We start from the raw sequence: 20,119 nt of genomic DNA on the forward strand, positions 1-20,119 counted from the left end.
TAAGTGGCCTCTAAAATATTTCCAACACACTGATTTTATTGATGAATCGGCCCTGATAGGTTATCTGGAATCACCAGGAGGGTTTTCCATGACGCACCGACGCTCCCAGGCCGAACGCACCGAGAACCAGGAGCGCGATCTGTTCCGAGCCCGCATGGGCGAAGTGATCGACATGAAGTACCCGCTGGTGCGCGTCAGTCAGGCGATACTATGTCGGACGTTGATCGAATCGGTGGGTGACTCGTTGCCGCTGGTGCCGGCGGGCCCGGCCCGGCTGGTGCTGGGGCTGACGTACTTGAAGCACGCCTACGATCTGTCCGATGAGGCCGTGTGCACACGCTGGCTGGAAAATCCCCATTACCAAGTATTTCTTCTGTGGTGAAGTGTTCTTCCAGACCCGATTGCCGTGCGACCTATCGTCGTTCACACGGTACAGGAAACGATTGGGGGAAGCCGGTGTGGAAGAGCTGTTGGCGCAAACGATTGAAGCGGCGAAGCGTCTCAAGGCGGTACGCCGCTCGGATCTGAAGCGGGTGGTGGTGGGCAGCACGGTCCAGGAAAAAGGCGTGGCGTATCCCACGGATAGCCGTCTGCTTGAGGTAGCGTGCCAGAAGGTGGTGGAAGCGGCCACGCAGGAGGTGTTTCTCTAAGGCAAAGGCTACGCGCGGATGGGCCCGAAGCTGGCGATCCAAGCGGGACGCTACGCGCACGCGAAGCAGTTCAAACGGATGCGTAAGGTGCTGCGCAAGCAACGCACGATCCTGGGTCGGTTGCTGCGTGACATTGGCCGTAAGGGTAGCCAGGAAGCGCTGGAGCGGCTGGCGCCGCCCCTGGAGAAAGCGGAGCGGCTGCGCGGTCAAACGCCGAAGGGCAAGAATTAGCTCTACGCCTGGCACGCGCCGGAGGTGGAGTGCATCGGCAAAGGGAAATCCCGGCGCCCTACGAGTTCGGGGTAAAGGTGGGCATTGCGATCACGGCGAAGAGTGGGCTGATCGCGGGCGCCCTCGGCTTCCCTGGGAACCCGTACGACGGCGACACCCTGGCGGAGCATTGGGAACAAACCGGCATTCTCACCGGCGTCGAACCGGAGACGGTGCTCGTTGACCTGGGTTACCGGGATCGGGAACTGGACGCGCCCGTGTGCTGCACAAGGGCAAAAGAAAACACTGACAAGGAGCGACTGGCGCTGGCTGAAACGCCGGTAGGCGGCGGAGCCGACCATCGGGCACTCGAAGTCGCAACACCGGATACGGCGCTGTCACCTGCAGGGCCAACTTGGTGACGCCTTGAGTACGGTGTTGGCGGCGACCGGTTACAACCTGCGCAGGGTGATGCGGTGGTTGTTGCTTCTTTGCGCCTGAATAGGGTCGTCGCTGATCGGCCTGAATCGAACTCAGCGATGCTTGGCATCGAGGGAGCCGTGAATGACGGGGGCTTTGTGAAGCGAGGGGTAAAATGATGAAGAAATATTCTAATTTTATTGCTGTATTTTATTGTGGTGGAGGATTTGGTATCAGGGTGCTGATCTGGTCTTGGTGGTTTTAATCGCGTTTATGGGTGTGTATAGAGGGTTGGATATGAAATTTAGAATTCTTTTGGTGGTGTTCATTTCTTTCATTGCGATTATTGGGCATGCTGCTGATAGAGGCTGGTACATAAAAAATGCCGAGGTCGTTTCGGTTGGCTCTTATTATGATGGTAATCATGTACTGATGCTCAAATTCAGGGCTTTGCCGGCCGACGTTTCCATTCCTGTGTCGAATTGTGCCCTGACATGGAGTGATGGGAATACGACCGCATCTGACGTGATGGTTGTTACTTGGTGGTCGGAGGATAAGCCCCATTCAAGGGTTCAGGCTCAATACTCCACGGCGCTCGCTGCCCATGCCCAGAAGTTGCCTGTGGATATCCATTTTGAGACCTCTCGCTGCTCCTCTACTTCCGCTCGTCCATATGGCAATTTCTGGACGGGCATTAGGTTCTCTGAGTGACCAGTCAGTAGCTCGGCAAAAAGCGTGCTCTGACGAAGGGGGTGCTAATGGCATGGGATTGTGAGGGGCGTTTGGATTTTGCTGCGGTATGACAGTTGACAGTTGACAGTTGGCGGTCGCGTCGGCCAGGAAGCCCAAATCTGATTGTGGTGGTCTTGCCACCCTACGTGCGTCGCTGGGATATTGGTGCGTGGTTTAATTCGGATTCTTGAAATATCTGGTTTTAAAAGTTGCTTTGGCAAGGAGGTTGTGGTGAGCGTAATGAAGGGCATTTTCGTTGTTTTGCTCTTGTCTCTTTCTTCATACTCATTTGCTGATCGGGTATGGCTCGATCAAGATTTGATGGTTGAAGATGTGGCGGTGTATACGCGGTATGAAAAAAATGTTATGACTTTGAAGGTTTCCTCCAGTGAAGAGCTGAATCTCGGCTGCCCCCCTACAGATACTCATCATATCTTTAGCTTTTGGACTAAAGCTGATTTCAATGGTGCTATAAGGACTCAGATTTCTACCTTGCTTTCTGCCCAAGCTCAGCAACTTCCTATAAGGATATTGGTGGATATCGGCAACTGCAACACTAGTGGCTGGGATGGTTATGGGGCACCATTGGGACTGGGTGTCGCTTTTTTTGGAGTTAGGGTCGTTAGAGAATAGCGCCTTGCTCGCTACATATATGAAGAGGATGGTCTTTCGGAGGTTTTATTGGCTTTCCATTGAGCCCCCTTAAGTTTTTATGTGGCAGTATCGGCAGTCGGTCGTTATGTTTATCGAGGACAACAAGCACTATTTTATGACTCATCGTGAAGAAGTGGGGAATGGCGCTGGGCTGTCAGGTGAATACCATCACTACGCAGCATGTTGTAGCCGCTCCTTGCGTGAGGGACGCCTTCCACGGCAGCCGGCTAAAGCCGCCGCACCCGCAGGGAGCGGCCCTTGATCTTGCCGGCCTGGAGGCGCTGCAGGGCCTTGTCGGCGACGGCGCGGTCCACGGCCACGTAGGCCTGGTGGTCGAAGAGGGTGATCTTGCCCACCTTGTCGCCGGGCAGGCCGGCGTCGCCGGTGAGGGCGCCGAGGATGTCGCCGGGGCGCAGCTTCTGCTTGCGGCCGGCGCCGATGCACAGGGTCGCCATGGGCGCCCGCAGCGGGCTCCGGTCGGCGTGGGGGCGCACCTGGTCCAGGTCGTGCCAGGGCAGGGTGCCTGGGTGCTGGTCCTCGATGGCCAGGGCGCGGCGCATTTCCGGCGGCGCCACCAGGGTCAGCGCCAGGCCGCGCTCGCCGGCGCGGCCGGTGCGGCCGATGCGGTGGGTGTGGGTTTCCGGGTCGCGGGCCGGTTCCACGTTGATCACCAGATCCAGGGCGGCGATGTCCAGGCCCCGGGCGGCCACGTCCGTGGCCACCAGCACCGCCAGGCTGCGGTTGGCGAACAGGCCCAGCACCTGGTCCCGGTCGCGCTGCTCCAGGTCCCCGTTCAGGGCCCGGGCGGAGACGCCCTGGGCGTTCAGGTGGTCCGCCACCTCCTGGCATTGCCGCTTGGTGGCGCAGAAGGCCACGCAGGACGTGGGCCGCAGGCTGTAAAGCAGACGCGTCACCGCCTCCAGGCGGGTTTCCGGCGTCACCTCGTAGAAACGCTGCTCGATGTCCGGGCGGTCCTCTTCCGTGGCCACCTTGATGGACACCGGATCGTGCAGGAATCGGCCCGCCAGGGTCTGGATGGCCGGCGGCCAGGTGGCGGAGAACAGCAGCGTCCGCCGCCGCGCCGGGGTCCGTTCGACGATGCCGGCGATGCTGTCCACGAACCCCATGTCCAGCATCCGGTCGGCCTCGTCCAGCACCAGGGTATTCAGGCCGTCCAGGGACAAGGTGCCCTTGGCCAGGTGCTTCTCGATTCGTCCCGGGGTGCCGACGATGATCTGCGCGCCGTGCTCCAGGGAGCCCACCTGGGGCCCCATGGCCACGCCGCCGCACAGGGTCAGCACCTTGATGTTGTCCGTCCCCCGGGCCAGCCGCCGCAGCTCCCGGGCCACCTGGTCCGCCAGCTCCCGGGTGGGGCACAGCACCAGGGCCTGGCAGCGGAAGTCCCGGCGGTCCAGCGAATGCAGCAGCCCCAGCCCGAACGCGGCGGTCTTGCCGGAGCCGGTGCCCGCCTGGGCGAGCACGTCCCGCCCCTCGAGAATGACGGGCAGGCTGCGCGCCTGGATCGGCGTCATGGCCGTGAAGCCCAGCGACGCCAGGTTCGCCAGCGTGGCGGCGTCCAGCGGCAGGGAAGCGAAATCGGTATCGGTCATGGCACGGCCTGGAAAGCAGGGAAGGGCGCGCATTCTAGCACCTTCCGCCCCCATCCCGTCCGCCGGCCATGCGTTCCATATGTCCCATACGTCCCATACGCCGTAGGAGCGACTTCAGTCGCGATCAGCCTGGCGGAGCGGTGATCAACCCGCCGGGCCATCGCGACTGAAGTCGCTCCTACGGCGATCTCCACCCTGCGGAGCGGTTACCGCAAGCACACGTAAAAAGCCCCCGGGCCGGGTGAATTCAAGCCCTCTTGCCGCTAGACTAGTCTGCTTTAGATCGCTCACGGTCCCGCCGCCGGCGGGACCCTCGGCCCGAGTTGGAGCGGCGATGGCCGCGGTTCGCACCCTATGAGACTGAAAACCATCAAGCTGGCCGGCTTCAAGTCGTTCGTGGACCCCACGTCGGCCCTGTTTCCGGACAACCTGACCGCCGTGGTCGGGCCCAATGGCTGTGGCAAATCCAACATCATCGACGCGGTGCGCTGGGTGATGGGCGAATCCTCCGCCAAGCATCTGCGCGGCGAATCCATGGCCGATGTCATCTTCAACGGCTCCAACGCCCGCAAGCCGGTGGCCCAGGCCTCCATCGAGCTGGTGTTCGACAACTCCGACGCCACCGTCACCGGCGAGTACGGCAAGTTCAACGAAATCTCCGTGAAACGCCAGGTGACCCGGGACGGCCAGTCCAACTACTTCCTCAACGGCACCAAATGTCGCCGCAAGGACATCTCCGATATTTTCCTGGGCACCGGTCTGGGGCCGCGCAGCTACGCGATCATCGAGCAGGGCATGATTTCCCGCCTGATCGAGGCCAAGCCGGAGGAGCTGCGGGTTTATATCGAGGAAGCGGCGGGCATTTCCAAGTACAAGGCGCGCCGCCGCGAGACCGAGAACCGCATGCGCCGCACCCGCGAGAACCTGGAGCGGCTCACCGACATCCGCGATGAGCTGGAGCGCCAGCTCGAGCGCCTCAGCCGCCAGGCCGCCGCCGCCGAGAAGTACAAGCAGTACAAGGAAGAGGAGCGGCACAAGAGCGCCCAGCTCAAGGCGCTGCGCTGGAAGGGCCTGGACAACCAGGTCAAACAGCTGGATCAGGTGATCGGCGAGCTGGAAGTGGCCCTGGAGGCGCGCATCGCCGAGCAGCGCCACGCCGACGCCGAAATCGAGCAACTGCGTGAGAACCACAACGACGTCCAGGAAAGCTTCAACCAGGTGCAGCAGCGCTACTACGCCCTGGGCGCCGAGGTGGCGCGCCTGGAGCAGAGCATCCAGCACCAGCGCGAGCGGCGCCAGCAGCTTTACGAGGAGCTGGAGCAGGTGAGCGCCAGTTGGAAGGAGGCCGAGGCCCACCAGAGCGCCGACGCCGAGAAACTGGCCCAACTGGACGAAAACCTGGCCAGCCTGGAGCCGGATCTGGAGCTGACCCGGGAGCGCGAGGAAACCGCCGCCGAGGCCCTGGCCCTGGCCGAGGACGCCATGCAGGAGTGGCAGCAGGCCTGGGAAGCGTTCAATAACAAGGCCGGCGAATCCCGCCGTCAGGCGGAGGTGGAGCAGTCCCGCATCCAGCACCTGGAAAAATCCATCGAGCGCCTGGGCGACCGCCTGGAGCGCCTGGCCAAGGAGCAGGAATCCCTGGATTCCGGGCCCCTGGCCCAGGAAATGCGCCAGCTCGAGGAGCAGGTGGCGGAGTTCCGCGAGCAGGGCGAGGAAAGCGAGCTGCGCGCCGAGAGCCTGCAGGAGCGCATCAACCAGCTGCGCCGGGAGAACGGCGAGCGCGGCCGCGAGCTGGACGAGGCCCGCGACCGCTTGCAGGCGGCCCGCAACCGTCACACTTCCCTGGAGGCCCTGCAGAAGGCGGCCATGGGCGACGACGGCGCGGTCAGCGACTGGCTGGAACGCCATGAACTGGACCGGCAGGCCCGCCTGGCGGACCGCATCCAGGTGGCTGAAGGCTGGGAAAAAGCCGTGGAAGCGGTGCTCGGCGATGCCCTGCAGGCGGTGGTCATCGACGGCCTTGACCGGGTCGGCGACTGGCTCGCCGATCTCACCCATGGCCGCGTCACCCTGATGGACGCCAACGCCGCCGGGCCCGCGGCTTCAGGGGCGCCCGCCGCCGACGCCCTGATCAATCACGTTACCGGCGATGTCCCCGAAGGCCTGCTCACCGGCGTGCACGCCGCCGACGATCTGGGCGCCGCGCTGGCCCTGCGTCCGCGCCTGGCCGCCGGCGAATCCGTGGTCACCCGGGACGGCATCTGGCTGGGCCCGGACTGGCTCAAGGTGATGCGCGAGCAGGACCAGGAAGCCGGCGTGCTGGAGCGCCGCCGCGAGCTGGAGGCTCTGGCCGGCACCATCGACGGCGCCGAGGCCCGGGTGGAGGAACTCAAGGCCGCCTTGGAAGAGGCCCGCGAGGCGATCGCCGAGCTGGAGGAAGAGCGCGAGGAAGTGCAGCGCCAGGCGGCCCGCCTGAATCGGGAGCTGGGCGAGGTGAACGCCCAGGTCAGCGCCCGCCAGGTGCGCCTGGAGCAGATCACCATGCGCCGCGAGCGCCTCGGCAACGAGATGGAGGAAGCCCGCGGCCAGCTCAGCCAGGAAGAACAACAGATCAAGGAGGCCCGCGCCGTGCTCCAGGAAGCCCTGGACGCCATGGAGCAGGACTCCGGCGAGCGCGAGGCGCTGCTGTCAAAACGCGACCAGGCCCGCGCCGCCCTCGACGATGCCCGCCAGCAGGCGCGCCAGCAACGGGACCTGGCCCACCAGTTGGCCATGGACGCCCAGGGCGCGCGCACCCAGGCGGATGCCCTGCGCCAGAACCTGGACCGTTTGTCCTCCCAGGTGGCCAGCCTCGGCGAGCGCAAGGCGCAGCTCGAGGACCAGGCCAGCGACGGCGGCGATCCGGGCCTGGAGCTGCAGGAGCAGCTGGAGGAAAAACTGGAGCAGCGCCTGGAGTCCGAGCAGCAACTCGCCGAGGCCCGCCGCCGCCTGGAGGACGTGGAGCACCGCATGCGCGACCTGGAAGGCCGGCGCGGCCAGCACGAACGCCAGGCCCAGGAAGTGCGCGATGCCATCAACGGCAAGCGCATGCAGTGGCAGGACCTGACCACCCGCCGCCAGACCGTGGCCGAACAGCTCGACGAGCAGCACTTCGACCTGAACACGGTACTCGACAACCTGCCCGAGGACGCCGAGGAGAAAGCCTGGGCCGAGGAGCTGGAGCGCATCGGCCAGCGCATCGCCCGCCTGGGCCAGATCAACCTGGCGGCCATCGAGGAATACCAGCAGCAGTCCGAGCGCAAGCAGTACCTGGATCAGCAGAACGACGATCTGGAAGACGCGCTCAAGACCCTGGAAAACGCCATCCGCAAGATCGACCGGGAGACCCGCACCCGCTTCAAGGAGTACTTCGACCGCATCAACAAGGGGCTCCAGGAGCTGTTTCCCAAGGTGTTCGGCGGCGGCCACGCCTACCTGGAACTCACCGGCGAGGACCTGCTCGACACCGGCGTGGCGATCATGGCGCGGCCCCCCGGCAAGCGCAACAGCACCATTCACTTGCTGTCCGGGGGTGAAAAAGCGCTCACGGCGTTGTCCCTGGTATTCAGTATCTTCGAACTGAACCCGGCGCCGTTCTGTCTGCTTGATGAGGTGGACGCGCCCCTTGACGACGCCAACGTGGGGCGTTTCTGTAATCTGGTGTCGGAAATGGCGGAGCGGGTACAGTTTATCTACATCACGCACAACAAGATCGCCATGGAGATGGCGCACACCCTGATGGGCGTGACCATGCACGAGCCGGGCGTATCCCGCCTGGTATCCGTGGACGTGGACGAAGCCGCCGAAATGGCGGCCATGTAATGCGGGAAGTAATGCGGGAACACATTGATCCGATGAATCTGGGCGACGCGAGCCAAGCTAAGGAAGAGGCAACATGGGCCTGAATCTGGAAACACTGATTGGCATCCTGGTCATTCTGATCCTCCTGATTCTCGCCGATGGCGTGCGACGCATGATCCGCGAGCGGCATGGCCGCCTGCGCATGCGCATCGACCGCCGTTTCGGCAAGGACAAGGGGCAGCAAAACGCGGACGACGAGGACGACTACCCCCATGACCTGGGCAAGCCCCGGGTCCGCCGCCGCGACCAGGCGTCCATCGACATGGACGGCGTCGACGACGACGGCGACGCCGCCGATCCGCCGATGATGATGGACCCGGCGGACGCGCCGACGGATTCGGGCGCCGCCCGCCGCGCCGAGCAGGGCACCTTGTTCGGCGGTGAAGGCGAGGCCGAAGCGGAGCCGGCGCCCCGCGCCGCCGAACCGCCGCGCCGCGCGGCGTCCGAACCGCCGGCCCCGGAGCCCGAGCCCGAACCGGCCCCGGAGCCGCCCCGCGCCGCGGACGCGCCGCGAACCAATACCGGCGCCGACTCCGGTAGGAGCGGCTTTAGCCATGATACCGCCGAGGACGCCCCGGAGCCGCGCCGCGCGACCACGAACCGCGCGCCGGCCCAGGAAGCCCCGCCCCTGGAAGTGATCGTGTTCCACCTGATCGCGCGCCGCCCGGAACGCTTCGACGGCCAGGCCCTGCTTCGCATGCTGCTGGAAGGTGGCCTGCGCTACGGCGACATGCAGATCTTCCACCGCCACCGCGATACCCGCGCCGGCGAGCAGCTGGAATTCTCCGTGGCCAACGCGGTGGAGCCGGGCACCTTCGACATCGACACCATGGAAGACGAAGGCTTCGCCGGCATCACCTTTTTCATGAAGCTGCCCGGCCCCGGCGAACCGCTGGCCTCCCTGGACCGCATGCTGGCCATCGGTCGGCGCTTGGCGGAAGAACTGGACGGCGAGCTCAAGGACGAACAGCACAGCGTGCTTACGCCGCAAACCATGGAACACCTGCGCCAGCGCGTGCAGGAATTCGAACGCCGCCAGCGCGTCTCCCACGGCGCCTGACCGACCGCCCACGGCAACACAGTAGGAGCGGCTGGGCGGCACCCCGCTTCAGCCGCGATAACGGCCTGGTCGGAACCCACCTGATCGTTATCGCGGCCCAAGCGCAGCGCCCGCCGGCCGCCCTGAACCGACTCCGTGCACAGCCCGACCCCGACACAATCCGGCACCCGTAACCCAAGGACCCGATTCCCTGTGACCTCGAAGAAAACCCCGGCCCCCGCCGACGAGATCCAACAACTGCGCACCACCCTCAACGACTGGTCCTACCGGTACTACACCCTGGACGACCCGTCCGTGCCGGACGCTGAATACGACCGTGCCTTCCGCCGCCTGCAGGAACTGGAACAGGCGCACCCGGAGTTGATCACCGACGATTCCCCCACCCAGCGGGTCGGCGACGCCCCCCTGGACGCTTTCGATGAAGTGCGCCACGCCGTGCCGATGCTGAGCCTGGGCAACGCCTTCAGCGACGATGAACTGCGCGATTTCGACCAGCGCGTGCGCGAACGCCTGGATGTGAGCGGGCCGGTGGATTACGTGGCCGAACCCAAGCTGGACGGTCTGGCGGTGTCCCTGGTCTACGAGAACGGCCGCCTGGTGCGTGGCGCCACCCGGGGTGACGGCGAAACCGGCGAGGACATCACCGCCAATGCGCGCACCATCGAATCGATCCCGCTGCGCCTGCGCGGCGACCATCCGCCCACGCTGCTGGAGGTGCGTGGCGAGGTGGTGATGCCGCACAGCGGCTTTCACGACCTCAACCGCCGCCAGGAAGAGGCCGGGCACAAGACCTTCGCCAACCCGCGCAACGCCGCCGCCGGCAGCCTGCGCCAGCTGGATTCCCGCATCACCGCCGAGCGCCCCCTGGAGTTCTACGCCTATTCGGTGGCGCGCCTGGAAGGCGAGCCCTGGCCGGACACCCACTCCGCCATGTTGGAGCGTCTGCGCGAGCTGAACCTGCGGGTCAACCCGGAGGTGAAGCGCTGCCAGGGCCTGGAGGCGCTGCTGGCCTTCTACAACGACATCCAGCAACGACGGGACCAGCTCGACTACGACATCGACGGCGTGGTCTACAAGGTGGATCGCTTCGACTGGCAACGGGATCTGGGCTTCGTCAGCCGCGCGCCGCGCTGGGCCATCGCCCACAAGTTCCCGGCCCAGGAAGAACTCACCGTGCTCAATGACGTGGACTGGCAGGTGGGCCGCACCGGCGCCCTGACCCCGGTGGCCAAGCTGGAGCCGGTGCAGGTGGGCGGCGTCACCGTCAGCAACGCCACCCTGCACAACATCGATGAAATCCGCCGCCTGGACATTCGCGTCGGCGACACCGTGGTGATCTACCGGGCCGGCGACGTGATCCCCAAGGTGGTCAGAACGGTGCCGGAACGGCGCCCCGACGATGCCCGCGAGATCCATCTGCCGAAACGCTGCCCGGTGTGCGACAGCGAGATACTGCGCGCCGACGACGGCGTGGTGGCGCGCTGCACCGGCGGCCTGATCTGCGGCGCCCAGCGCCGCCAGGCGATCAAACACTTCGCCTCGCGCCGGGCCATGGACATCGACGGCCTCGGCGACAAGCTGGTGGACGCTCTGGTGGACCAGGGCCTGGTCGACAACGTGGCCGATCTCTACAAGCTCAAGGCCGAGGACGTGGCCGAACTGGAGCGCATGGGCGAGAAGTCCGCCGCCAATCTGATGGCCGCTTTGGAAGCGTCCAAACGCAACAGCCTGAGTCGCTTCCTGTTCGCCCTGGGCATCCTGCAGATCGGCGAGGAAACCGCCAAGGCCCTGGCGGACTGCTTCGGTGACCTGGAAGCGATCCGCCACGCGCCATTGATGTTGTTCCTGCAAGTGCCGGACGTGGGCGGCGAGGTGGCCCGGGCCATCGCCGCCTTCTTCGCCGAGGAGCACAACGAAACGGTCATCGACGAACTGCTTGCCGCCGGCGTTACCCCGGCCAGCGACGGCGTGCCGTCGCGCCGTTTCGTGGACAGCCTGACCCTGGCCGGCTTTCTGCGCGGCGCCAAGTTCCTGGGCATGCCGCTCAGCGGCGTCGGCGACAAGACCCTGGAGACCCTGGGCCGCCACTACCGCACGCTGGAGGCGCTGGTCCGGGCGGTGGAGGCCGGCGAGGACGACGCCGACACCGGCGTCAAGGCCGCTACCCTGGAGAAGCTGAAGGAAGGCCTGCGCGCCGATGATTGGCTGGCGCGCCTGCGGGCCGCCGAGGACTACGCCGCCGGCCTGGCCGCCAAGGCCCCCGCCGGCGACGCCGACGAGCGTCCCCTGGAAGGCCAGACCTGGGTGCTCACCGGTACCCTGAGCCGGCTTACCCGGAGCGACGCCAAGGCGCGCCTGGAAAGCCTGGGCGCCAAGGTGGCCGGCAGCGTCTCCAAGAACACCGCCCGGGTGGTGGCCGGCGAGGCCGCCGGCTCCAAGCTGGCCAAGGCGGAGAAGCTTGGCGTCGAGGTCATCGACGAGGACAGCTTCGTCCACTTCCTGGCCGGCCACGGCATCGCCTTGCCGGAACAATGAGCGCGGCCCGGGCAATCGCGGCTGAAGCCGCGCCGCCGCCACGCCCACCAGGATGGCGGCCCGCCGCCCCGCCGGTTACCATGTCGCCAAGCCGAAATCGTGAGGTCCTTTCATGCGCGTCCTGGTTCTGGCGCTGACGCTGCTGCTGCTCGGCGGCTGCGCCACCACCCCCACCCACATCGATGACGTCTGCGCGGTGTTCGATCAGAAGGGGGGCTGGTTCAACAACTGGTACAAGGCCGCCAAGCGCAGCGAAAAGGAATATGGCGTGCCGGTGGCGATCCTGATGGCCACCATCTACAAGGAATCCGGTTATCAGGCCCACGCCAAGCCACCGCGCACCAGACTGCTCGGCATCATCCCCTGGAAACGCCCCTCCAGCGCCTACGGTTACCCCCAGGCCCTGGACGGCACCTGGGCCTGGTACCAGCGCGAAACCGGCCACGGCGGCGCCAAGCGCGACGACTTCGGCGACGCGGTGGACTTCGTTGGCTGGTATCACTACCAGAGCCACGTGCGCAACGGCATCGCCCTCAACGACGCCTACCACCTGTACCTGGCCTACTACGCCGGCCACGGCGGCTACGCCCGGGGCGTCTGGAAAAACCGGTCCTACATGCAGCGCTCCGCCCGCCGCGCCCAGGACATGGCCAGCCGCTACGCGGTGCAGTTGGAGCGTTGCGGTCGATGAGCGGAGTCCGATTTGGATAACGAATCCATCGTTTACGGCTGCATCAAACACCTGCCGTTCGGCGACGATCGGCAGCGCAAGGCCAGTTGTTTCCACAACCGCCGCGCGTTGCGCGAGCTGCCGGAGGCGGACGAGTGGCCGTTCCTCAGCCAGGACATGTTCGCCATCGCCGGCGACCCGGGCAGCGGCGCCGGCTTCCAGACCCAGGTGATCCACTTCGGTATGTCCTACCGCGCGGTGGAGTACGAATGGGAGCATTGGATCGCCAAGTTCGAACGGTTGCTCAAGCGCATGTACTGGGTCAGCGCCGTGGTGCACCTGGAAACCGAGCTGGCCGGCTTTCACACCTTCCTGTGGGACAGCGCCGACGATTACCACGAACCCTCGGACGAGCCGCTGCGAGTGCGCTGCGAATGGTCCCGGGAAGGCAACATGGTTTAAACGGATTGCGCTTATGAGCATGCCGATCATCGTGCCCTGGTCCGACATCGACCGCGCCACCCTGGACAACCTGATCGAGGAATTCGTCACCCGCGACGGCACCGATTACGGCGAGCAGGAAGTCGCCACCGCCACCAAGGTGGAGCAGGTGCGCGCGCAGCTGAAACGCGGCGAGGCCGCCGTGGTGTTCGACGAAGCCACCGAAACCGTCTCCGTCATGACCCGCGAGCAGCTCCGCGAGCTGGGCTTGTAGCGGCCTTCTGGCTTGGTTCTCCATCCGGGCCGCGTCTCGTCGTGGTCCCCCTTCCGGGAACGTCGTGAATCCATCCCTGGAGACTCCCGGTCAAACATCCTGTTTGACAGGGTCCCGGAAGGGGGACCACGACGAGACGCTACGAGGTAGCGTCCAGTAGTGCGGTAGGAGCGACTTTAGTCGCGATCATCGCCGTGCCAGCTTCATCGCGACTGAAGTCGCTCCTACCACACAATCTGACCGCCAACGCCACACTACGGAGACGCGGCCCCGATGGAGAACCGCCGCTTCAGTACGCCACAGCCACCACCAACAAATGCACGCTGGCGACCAGGAACACCGTCCAGGTGGCGATGATGCCGAGCTTGCGGAAATTGTTCACCTCGCTGCCCGGCCCGGTCATGCCCCAGGCATGAGCCACCCGCCCCAGCACCAGCAGCGCCCCATACAGATGCAGCGCCCAGGCGTTGGCGCTGTTGCCCTCCAGCAGCGCGACCAGGATCAGCGCCAGGGGAATGTATTCCACCGCGTTGCCATGGGCGCGCACCGCCCGGGTAATGCGCGTGTCGCCGCCGTCGCCCAGGGAGATCCCCCGGCCGAAGCGGTAGCGCACCACGTTGAAAGCCAGGGCCAGGACCAACAGGCCGCACAGGGCGGCGTACAGGGCGGTGATCGGAAACATGGGCGAACCTCGTTATCGTTTTTTTCGTTGTCGTTTCAGGAATCTGACCGGGTCCAGGGCGTCCAGCAATGGCCGGTCCGCCGGTGGCGGCGCGTCGCTGATGCGGTCCGCCAGGATCTCCGCGCACAGCGGCGTGCCGGTGATGCCCCGGCTGCCGTGGGCGATGCTCAGCCACAGGCCGGGCAGGGCGGCCAGGTCGTCACTGGCCGGGTCCGGCAACGGGCCGGCCAGGGGCAGAAAGTCGGTGCTCTGACAGCGCAGGCCCACCCGCCGATCCACCACCCGGATGCCGTCGCCGCCCAGCTCCGCCCAGTAGTCCGGCAGGTGGTGGCGCAGTTGCGCCAGGTTGGCGTCGTCGTCCTGGTCCCGGGGCGCCGGGTCCGGGTCGTGCAGATCGAAGGTGGCGCCCACGCAGTGCAGGCCGTCCAGGGCCGGAGTCAGGTAGCCGCCATGGCAGCGGGCCCGCTCCCAGGCGGCGCTGGCTTCGGTGGCCGCGCAGTAGCTCACCTGGCCGCGAATCAGCTTGAGCGGCAGCCAGTCCAGGGTGGCGCCGTCCACGCTCATGTCCCGGGCGGCGCCGGCGGTGGCGATCACCACCGCGTCGGCGGCGAGCTCCTCGCCGTCGTCCAGGGTGGCCCGGGCCGGGGTGCCGCTGGCCAGGGCGGTGACGGCGGCCCGCCGTACCCGGATCGCCGGGTGGTCGAGCAGGGCGTGGCACCAGGCCGGCGGGTTCAGATAGCCGCCGCCGCGCAATTCGGCGCGGTCGTCACCGGCCAGCAGCAGCGAGTCCGGCCAGGCGCCGCTGTCGGCGGCGGCGCGGATCTTGGCACGCTGCTTGTCGTCCACATAGTGCTGGATCACCCCGTTCAGGGCGCCCTGGCCGTCCGCCGGGAAGCGGTGCCGGGCCAGCCAGCGCAGGGCATGGCCATAGCTGAGCTGGTAGAAACGATTCTGGGCGGTGAGGTGCGGGCTGGGGGTGCTGTAGACCACCCCGGCATGATTGCCGGAGGCCGCCGTGGCGATGCCCGCCGGGTCCACCACGGTGACCCGCCAGCCGCGCTCCGCCAGGGCCCGGGCGGCGGTGGCCCCGGCCAGGCCGGCGCCGGCCACCAGCGCCTCGCCACGGCGCTGACGTCCGGGCCGCCAGGCCGCCGGGTCGGCACCGAAGGTGCCCACCACCATGTGCCGCTTGTGGCCGAAGCCGTCGATGCGTTCGACCTGGAAGCCGGCCTCCGCCAGCCCACGGCGCACCGCGCCGGCGGCGGTGAAGGTGGCCAGGGTGGCACCGGGCCGGCTATGGGCGGCGAGCTGCTCGAACAGAGCCGGTTGCCACATGGCCGGGTTGCGCGCCGGCGCGAAGCCATCCAGGAACCAGGCGTCCACCCGCGCCGGGCACAGCCGCCAGAGAGCCTCCGCGTCGCCGAACATCAGCGTCAGGCCGATGTTGTCCGCCAGGGTCAGGCGGTGGTAACCCGGCGAGGCCGGTGGGTACTGGGCCAGTAATTCGGTCGCCGGGGCGCCCAGGTCCGGCCAGTGGGCCAGGGCCCGGGCCAGGTCACCGGCCCGCAGCGGGTGCTTCTCCACCGAGAACAGTTCCAGCCGCGCGCCGGTCGGGGCCTGTTCGGCGAACAGGCGCGCCGCCAGCAGTATGTTCAGGCCGGTGCCGAAACCGGTTTCGCCGATCACGAAGCGGTCGCCATCGGCGAGGGCGGCGAAGCGCCGCGCCAGGCGGTTGCCGTTCAGGAACACATAGTGGCTTTCAGCGCGGCCGTCCTGGCGGGAGAAGTAGGGGTCGTCGAAGTCCCGGGCCACCGGCGTGTGCTCCTGCCAGTGCAATTGGGCGGGTTGGATCGGGGCGAAATCGCCGTTGGACATGTGGGAGCCGGCTCCTCAGACTACGCCGTTTGAATCGGGCCGCTTGAATCGGGATGCGCCCGGCGTCGCGCGCCGGGGCGAGGATAATATCATGATCGCTAAAATCTGGGCGGTGATGGCGCCGGTGCTGGCCTGCGCTGGCGTGGGCCTGTTCTGGGGCCGCACCGGCCGGCCTTTCGACACCCGCATGGTCACCGGCCTGGTCACCACCGTGGCGACCCCCTGCCTGATCGTCGCCACCCTGGGCAAAAGCGACCTGGACCTGGCCGCCCTGGCGCGCATCACCGGTCTGTTCCTGGCGGTGCTCACCCTCACCGGACTGGTGGCCTGGCTGGTGCTGCATCTGTGCGGACGACCGCTGCGCGTGTTCCTGCCCTCGATGATGTTCCCCAACACCGGCAATATGGGCCTGCCATTGTCGATGCTGGCGTTCGATGAGCACGGTCTGGCGCTGGCCCTGGCCTGGATGATGCTCACCTCGGTGGTGCAGTTCTCCTTCGGGCTGGCGGTGGTCAGCGGCCAGGGGCTGTCCTGGAAGCTGTTCCGTCATCCGATTCTGGTATCGGTGGTGATCGCCGTGGTCATGGTGCTGTTCCGGGTGCGGTTGCCGGAATGGCTGTTCAACAGCGTCCATTTGATCGGCAATCTGACTATCCCGCTGATGTTGATCACCCTGGGCGTGTCGCTGTCCCAGTTGCGGGTGCGCCATCTCGGCCCCGGCGCCGGTTTCGCCGTGCTGCGGTTGGTGCTTGGTTTTACCGCCGCCTGGCTGGTGTGTGAGCTGGCCGGCGTGGAGGGGGTGTTGAGAGGCGTGATCCTGATCCAGTCCACCATGCCGGTGGCGGTGTTCAACTACCTGCTGGCGCAGACCTACCGGCAGGGGCCGGAGGAGGTGGCGGCCATGGTGGTGTTCTCCACCGTGCTGTCCTTCCTGACCCTGCCGCTCCTTCTTGCCGTGGCCTTGCCGTAATCCTCCTCCAAAAACCGCCGGCGCGGCTTACCCCGGAGCGGAGCGGCGTGGCCCCCTTTCCGGGACCCTGTTTGACAGGATGTCAAACCGGGAGCCCCCAGGGACGGGTTCACGGCGTTCCCGGAAAGGGGGCCACGCCGCTCCGCGCCCCGGATGGAAAACCCAACCCGGAATCCGCCACGATCACGGCTCGAACGCCCGAAACTCGGCCAGCGCCCGCTTGCTCAGCCGCAACAGCGCCGTGGTGTCCGCCTCCCGGCTGGCCGCCTCGATGCGGATGAAGCGGTCGCCGTCCACGGTCAGCAGCAGGGTTTCGTAAAGAGGCCGGCGGTTTGGCCGATTGATCAGGTAGGCGCCGCTGGCGGTGACATGCCCCTCCAGGTCGAACAGCCGTTCCCGCACCACGCGTAACGACAGATCGTCGCTGTTGTAGACCCGATTGACGCGTTGCTGGCGCAACTGGCCGTAATGTCCGGAGACAAGGCGGGTGGCGTCCAGATCCTGCCAGCCTTCGGGCAGGCCATAGAGGGTCAGGGTGAGGCGCCGGTTCGGATCGCCGTACACCCAGCGGCGCCAGCCCTGGTCGTCGTTGCTGATCTCACCGTCGCGGTCCAGGCCGGCGAGGCGCGGCGGTGCCTGGGCCGCCGCCAGCCAGGCGGGCATCGCCGCCGGCGCCGGAGGAGTGCGGTCCACGGCGTCGCGGGCGCGCAATTCGGGTATGGTGGCGGTAGGTGGCGGGCTGGCGCAGCCGCCAGCCAGTACAACAATCAATAATGCCGGCAGGATCTGGACACCCCGGAGATACATGAACACCATCCTGTCACGCGGTCTTCGTTAGTCTGGCGCTTTCGGTGTGAACATCGCAAGCCCCGCTGACCCCGCGCGCGACCAGGGAGGACGCAGGTGTGATGAAGCAACGACGGTTTCCCGCGGTGTTGCTGCTGGTGGCACTGGTGACGGTGCCGTTCGTGGTGATGGCCACGCTGTTATATCAGTACCGCCTGGAACTGCACGATCGTCATCATGAGGTGCAGGCGGATCTGTTGGTGTTCGCCGCCGGCCTGCGCGCCAGCGAACCCCTGGAGCAGAGCCGGGATCTGGCGGCGGCGGCGGCGGTGAGCACGTCCGAGGAGCTGGCGGCCCGCTATCAGGCCGCCGTGGCCGAGGCCGATCAGCGCCTTGATAGCTATCGGCTGGCGATGGAAAACGAGGGCACTCCGGACCTGGCCAACATCGTCGCCGGGGTGGAGAGGGCCTGGCGGGCCATGGAGGCGGGTGCCGCCGTGGGGGGCGTGTTGGCGCCCTTCCGGGCTCTGGATCAGATCGATGGTCGCCTGCACGCTTCCCTGGCGGCGGTGCTGTATCTGTCGCACCTGTCGGACAGCCGCCTGGCCAGCCCCGGCCGCGCGCTGGTGCTGCCCCTCAATGGCCTGCGCGAGGTGCGCCGCCACCTCGGCGTGGTGCGCGCGCTGCTGCTGTATGGCGGCACCACCGGTAATACCCTGGACCCGTTATCCCTCTATCAATTCCACAGGGCCCGCGAGCAGTTGAAAGAGGCCATGGCCGACGTGGACCAGCAACTGGCCGCCCCGGACGGCCCGGAAATGGCCGTGCTGCAGCGTCGCTGGAATCAGGTCCGGGACGACTTGAACGATTACCTGCGCTGGAGCAGCGAGGCGGTGGACCTGTCCGGCGACCTGTCGATGTCCTGGCGCGAGGGGCTGGCCCGGGCCGATGGCCCACTGGCCGGCCTGCGGGCGCTGGCGCGTACCTCGGTGGACATGGCCGGCGCCCTGGCCCGCAACGGCCACGATCGGGTGGTGCGCGACACCGCCTGGATGCTGGCCGGCCTGGCCCTTGCCTACGCCCTGGTGCTGGCGGCCAGCCTGCTGTTCCTGCGCATCACCGCCCGGGCGGTGCGGGGCAACGCCGAGGTGCGTGCCAAGAGCCAGTTCCTGGCGCGCATGAGCCATGAAATCCGCACCCCCCTCAATGGTGTGCTGGGGCTGGCGGAACTGTTGCGCGAAACCGATCCCTCGCCCCGCCAGCAGGACTACATCGCCCTGATCGAGAACGCCGGGCGAACCCTCAATACCCTGGTCAACGACGTGCTCGATTACGCCAAGCTGGAGGCGGGCAAGCTGGAGCTGGATATCGGTGAATTCGATCCCGCCGCCCTGGTGATTGAGTGTGCCCACATGTTCAGCCTGCCGGCCAGCGACAACGGTGACCTGGTGCTGGTGGACGTGGACCCGGCCTTGCCGGCCCGGGTGCGTGGTGACGCCACCCGCCTGCGCCAGGTGCTTATCAACCTGATCGCCAACGCGGTGAAGTTCACCCGCCACGGCTGGGTGCGGGTACGCGCCCGCTGTGAACGGGCCGGCCAGCACGATGTGATCCTGTCGTTTTCGGTGGCCGACAGCGGCCTGGGCATGAGCCGCGAGGAGCAGCGCCGCCTGTTCCAGCACTTCAGTCAGGCGTCCGCGTCGGTGGCGCGGCGTTTCGGTGGCACCGGCCTGGGGCTGTCCATCAGCCAGGAGCTGGTGCGTCTGATGGGCGGCGAGATCCAGTTGCGCAGTGCTCCGGGGCAGGGCGCCCGTTTCCACTTCGCGCTCACCGTACCGGTGGCCGCGCCGCCGGTGCCGATGCCCGAGCCGCCCCGGGAGCCGGCCTTGATCTGGGACCAGGTCGGCAATCTCAAGGGCCTGATCGACGGCGACCGGCGTTTCGCCCACGTGCGCGTGGTCACCGATCAGGAGGGCGCCCGTGCCGCCCTGGCCGAAGCGGACGCCACCCACCTGCTGGTCAACGGCGTCACCGATGGCGTGTTGCTCGACCAGGGACTGCGCCCGGCCCGCCAGCGCAACGCCGGTTTCCGGCCACTGTTGTTGTGTGGCATGCGCGAAAGCGGCGAGGTGGTGATGCGCGATGACATCACCCTGGTGCGCCGCTCGGTCCTCACCGTCATGGAGCTGCTGCAACTGCTCAGCGACAGTGGCCCGGGCCAGGTGCCTCTGCTGTCCCGGCGCGAGCCGGAGGACGACCGCGCCGGGCTGCGCGTGCTGGTGGCCGAGGACAACCCGGTCAACCAGATGGTCACCCGGGGCTACCTGGAGCGGCTTGGTGTACCGGCACCGGTGCTCAGCGACGACGGCCAGCGGGCCCTGGCCGAATTCACCGCCGGCGGCGGTGCCTACCGGCTGGTGCTGATGGATCTGGACATGCCGGTCATGGACGGTTTCGAGAGTGCCCGGCGCATGCGCCGCCTGGAGCGGGACAACGGCTGGCGGCCCGCGGTGATCCTGGCGCTCAGCGCCCATGTCATGCCCGAGTACGCCGAGCGCATCCAGGAGGTGGGCATGGACGGGCAATTGATCAAGCCGCTCACACTGAGCGCCTTGCAGGCTGCGCTGCATCAATATTTGACCGCCTGATC

At 66.7% G+C, this 20,119-nt stretch carries 14 protein-coding genes and 1 pseudogene; 11 read left to right on the forward strand and 4 right to left on the reverse strand.

Features of this window, described 5'->3' with window-relative positions:
- Positions 1–88: 88 nt before the first annotated feature.
- The 3 genes and pseudogenes from ACLD02_RS08355 (at position 89) to ACLD02_RS08365 (ending at position 2,645) form a co-directional block, all read left to right on the forward strand.
- A pseudogene (locus ACLD02_RS08355) lies at positions 89–1,361 on the forward strand (IS5 family transposase).
- A 216-nt stretch (positions 1,362–1,577) separates the two neighbouring features.
- The gene (locus ACLD02_RS08360) at positions 1,578–1,991 is read left to right on the forward strand and encodes a hypothetical protein (protein WP_410298427.1); all 414 of its coding nucleotides are present in this window, start codon (positions 1,578–1,580) and stop codon (positions 1,989–1,991) included.
- 252 nt (positions 1,992–2,243) lie between these two features.
- Positions 2,244–2,645 carry a hypothetical protein gene (locus ACLD02_RS08365; RefSeq protein WP_410298428.1) on the forward strand — a complete coding sequence of 134 codons (402 nt, stop codon included), beginning with the start codon at positions 2,244–2,246 and terminating at the stop codon, positions 2,643–2,645.
- Positions 2,646–2,893: 248 nt separating this feature from the next.
- Here ACLD02_RS08365 and dbpA read toward each other — a convergent pair whose 3' ends face one another.
- Positions 2,894–4,276, reverse strand: coding sequence for an ATP-dependent RNA helicase DbpA (gene dbpA, locus ACLD02_RS08370; protein ID WP_410298429.1), 1,383 nt, complete (start codon positions 4,274–4,276; stop codon positions 2,894–2,896).
- Between the two features lie 354 nt (positions 4,277–4,630).
- Here dbpA and smc point away from each other — a divergent pair, with 354 nt between their 5' ends.
- The 6 genes from smc to ACLD02_RS08400 all read left to right on the forward strand — a co-directional run bounded on the left by smc (position 4,631) and on the right by ACLD02_RS08400 (position 13,156).
- Entirely contained in the window at positions 4,631–8,137 is a 3,507-nt protein-coding gene (gene smc, locus ACLD02_RS08375) for a chromosome segregation protein SMC (RefSeq protein ID WP_410298430.1), read from the forward strand.
- Positions 8,138–8,210: 73 nt separating this feature from the next.
- A complete protein-coding gene (gene zipA, locus ACLD02_RS08380) occupies positions 8,211–9,236 on the forward strand; it encodes a cell division protein ZipA (protein ID WP_410298431.1) in 1,026 nt (341 codons plus the stop codon).
- A 192-nt stretch (positions 9,237–9,428) separates the two neighbouring features.
- Entirely contained in the window at positions 9,429–11,771 is a 2,343-nt protein-coding gene (gene ligA, locus ACLD02_RS08385) for an NAD-dependent DNA ligase LigA (RefSeq protein WP_203100729.1), read from the forward strand.
- Positions 11,772–11,883: 112 nt separating this feature from the next.
- Entirely contained in the window at positions 11,884–12,462 is a 579-nt protein-coding gene (locus ACLD02_RS08390) for a hypothetical protein (RefSeq protein WP_203100731.1), read from the forward strand.
- Positions 12,463–12,474: 12 nt separating this feature from the next.
- Complete coding sequence (locus ACLD02_RS08395; protein WP_203100733.1) at positions 12,475–12,903, forward strand: hypothetical protein; 429 nt, start codon at positions 12,475–12,477, stop codon at positions 12,901–12,903.
- A gap of 13 nt (positions 12,904–12,916) precedes the next feature.
- Entirely contained in the window at positions 12,917–13,156 is a 240-nt protein-coding gene (locus tag ACLD02_RS08400) for a YheU family protein (protein ID WP_410298432.1), read from the forward strand.
- A gap of 289 nt (positions 13,157–13,445) precedes the next feature.
- On the opposite strand, the gene ACLD02_RS08405 is transcribed toward ACLD02_RS08400, so the two are convergent.
- Both ACLD02_RS08405 and mnmC read right to left on the reverse strand, forming a co-directional pair.
- Positions 13,446–13,838 carry an MAPEG family protein gene (locus ACLD02_RS08405; protein ID WP_410298433.1) on the reverse strand — a complete coding sequence of 131 codons (393 nt, stop codon included), beginning with the start codon at positions 13,836–13,838 and terminating at the stop codon, positions 13,446–13,448.
- A gap of 12 nt (positions 13,839–13,850) precedes the next feature.
- On the reverse strand, positions 13,851–15,713 hold the full coding sequence (gene mnmC, locus ACLD02_RS08410) for a bifunctional tRNA (5-methylaminomethyl-2-thiouridine)(34)-methyltransferase MnmD/FAD-dependent 5-carboxymethylaminomethyl-2-thiouridine(34) oxidoreductase MnmC (RefSeq protein WP_410298434.1): 1,863 nt from the start codon (positions 15,711–15,713) through the stop codon (positions 13,851–13,853).
- A gap of 91 nt (positions 15,714–15,804) precedes the next feature.
- Here mnmC and ACLD02_RS08415 point away from each other — a divergent pair, with 91 nt between their 5' ends.
- Entirely contained in the window at positions 15,805–16,683 is an 879-nt protein-coding gene (locus ACLD02_RS08415) for an AEC family transporter (protein WP_203100739.1), read from the forward strand.
- Positions 16,684–16,866: 183 nt separating this feature from the next.
- Here the strand turns inward: ACLD02_RS08415 and ACLD02_RS08420 are convergent, their stop codons facing one another.
- Positions 16,867–17,490 carry a hypothetical protein gene (locus ACLD02_RS08420; protein ID WP_410298435.1) on the reverse strand — a complete coding sequence of 208 codons (624 nt, stop codon included), beginning with the start codon at positions 17,488–17,490 and terminating at the stop codon, positions 16,867–16,869.
- A gap of 101 nt (positions 17,491–17,591) precedes the next feature.
- Between ACLD02_RS08420 and ACLD02_RS08425 the strand changes: the two genes are divergently transcribed.
- Entirely contained in the window at positions 17,592–20,117 is a 2,526-nt protein-coding gene (locus tag ACLD02_RS08425; RefSeq protein WP_203100742.1) for an ATP-binding protein, read from the forward strand.
- Positions 20,118–20,119 lie beyond the last annotated feature (2 nt).

The organism is Alloalcanivorax sp. C16-2 (assembly GCF_046507615.1).
GTDB classification, from domain to species: domain Bacteria; phylum Pseudomonadota; class Gammaproteobacteria; order Pseudomonadales; family Alcanivoracaceae; genus Alloalcanivorax; species Alloalcanivorax marinus_A.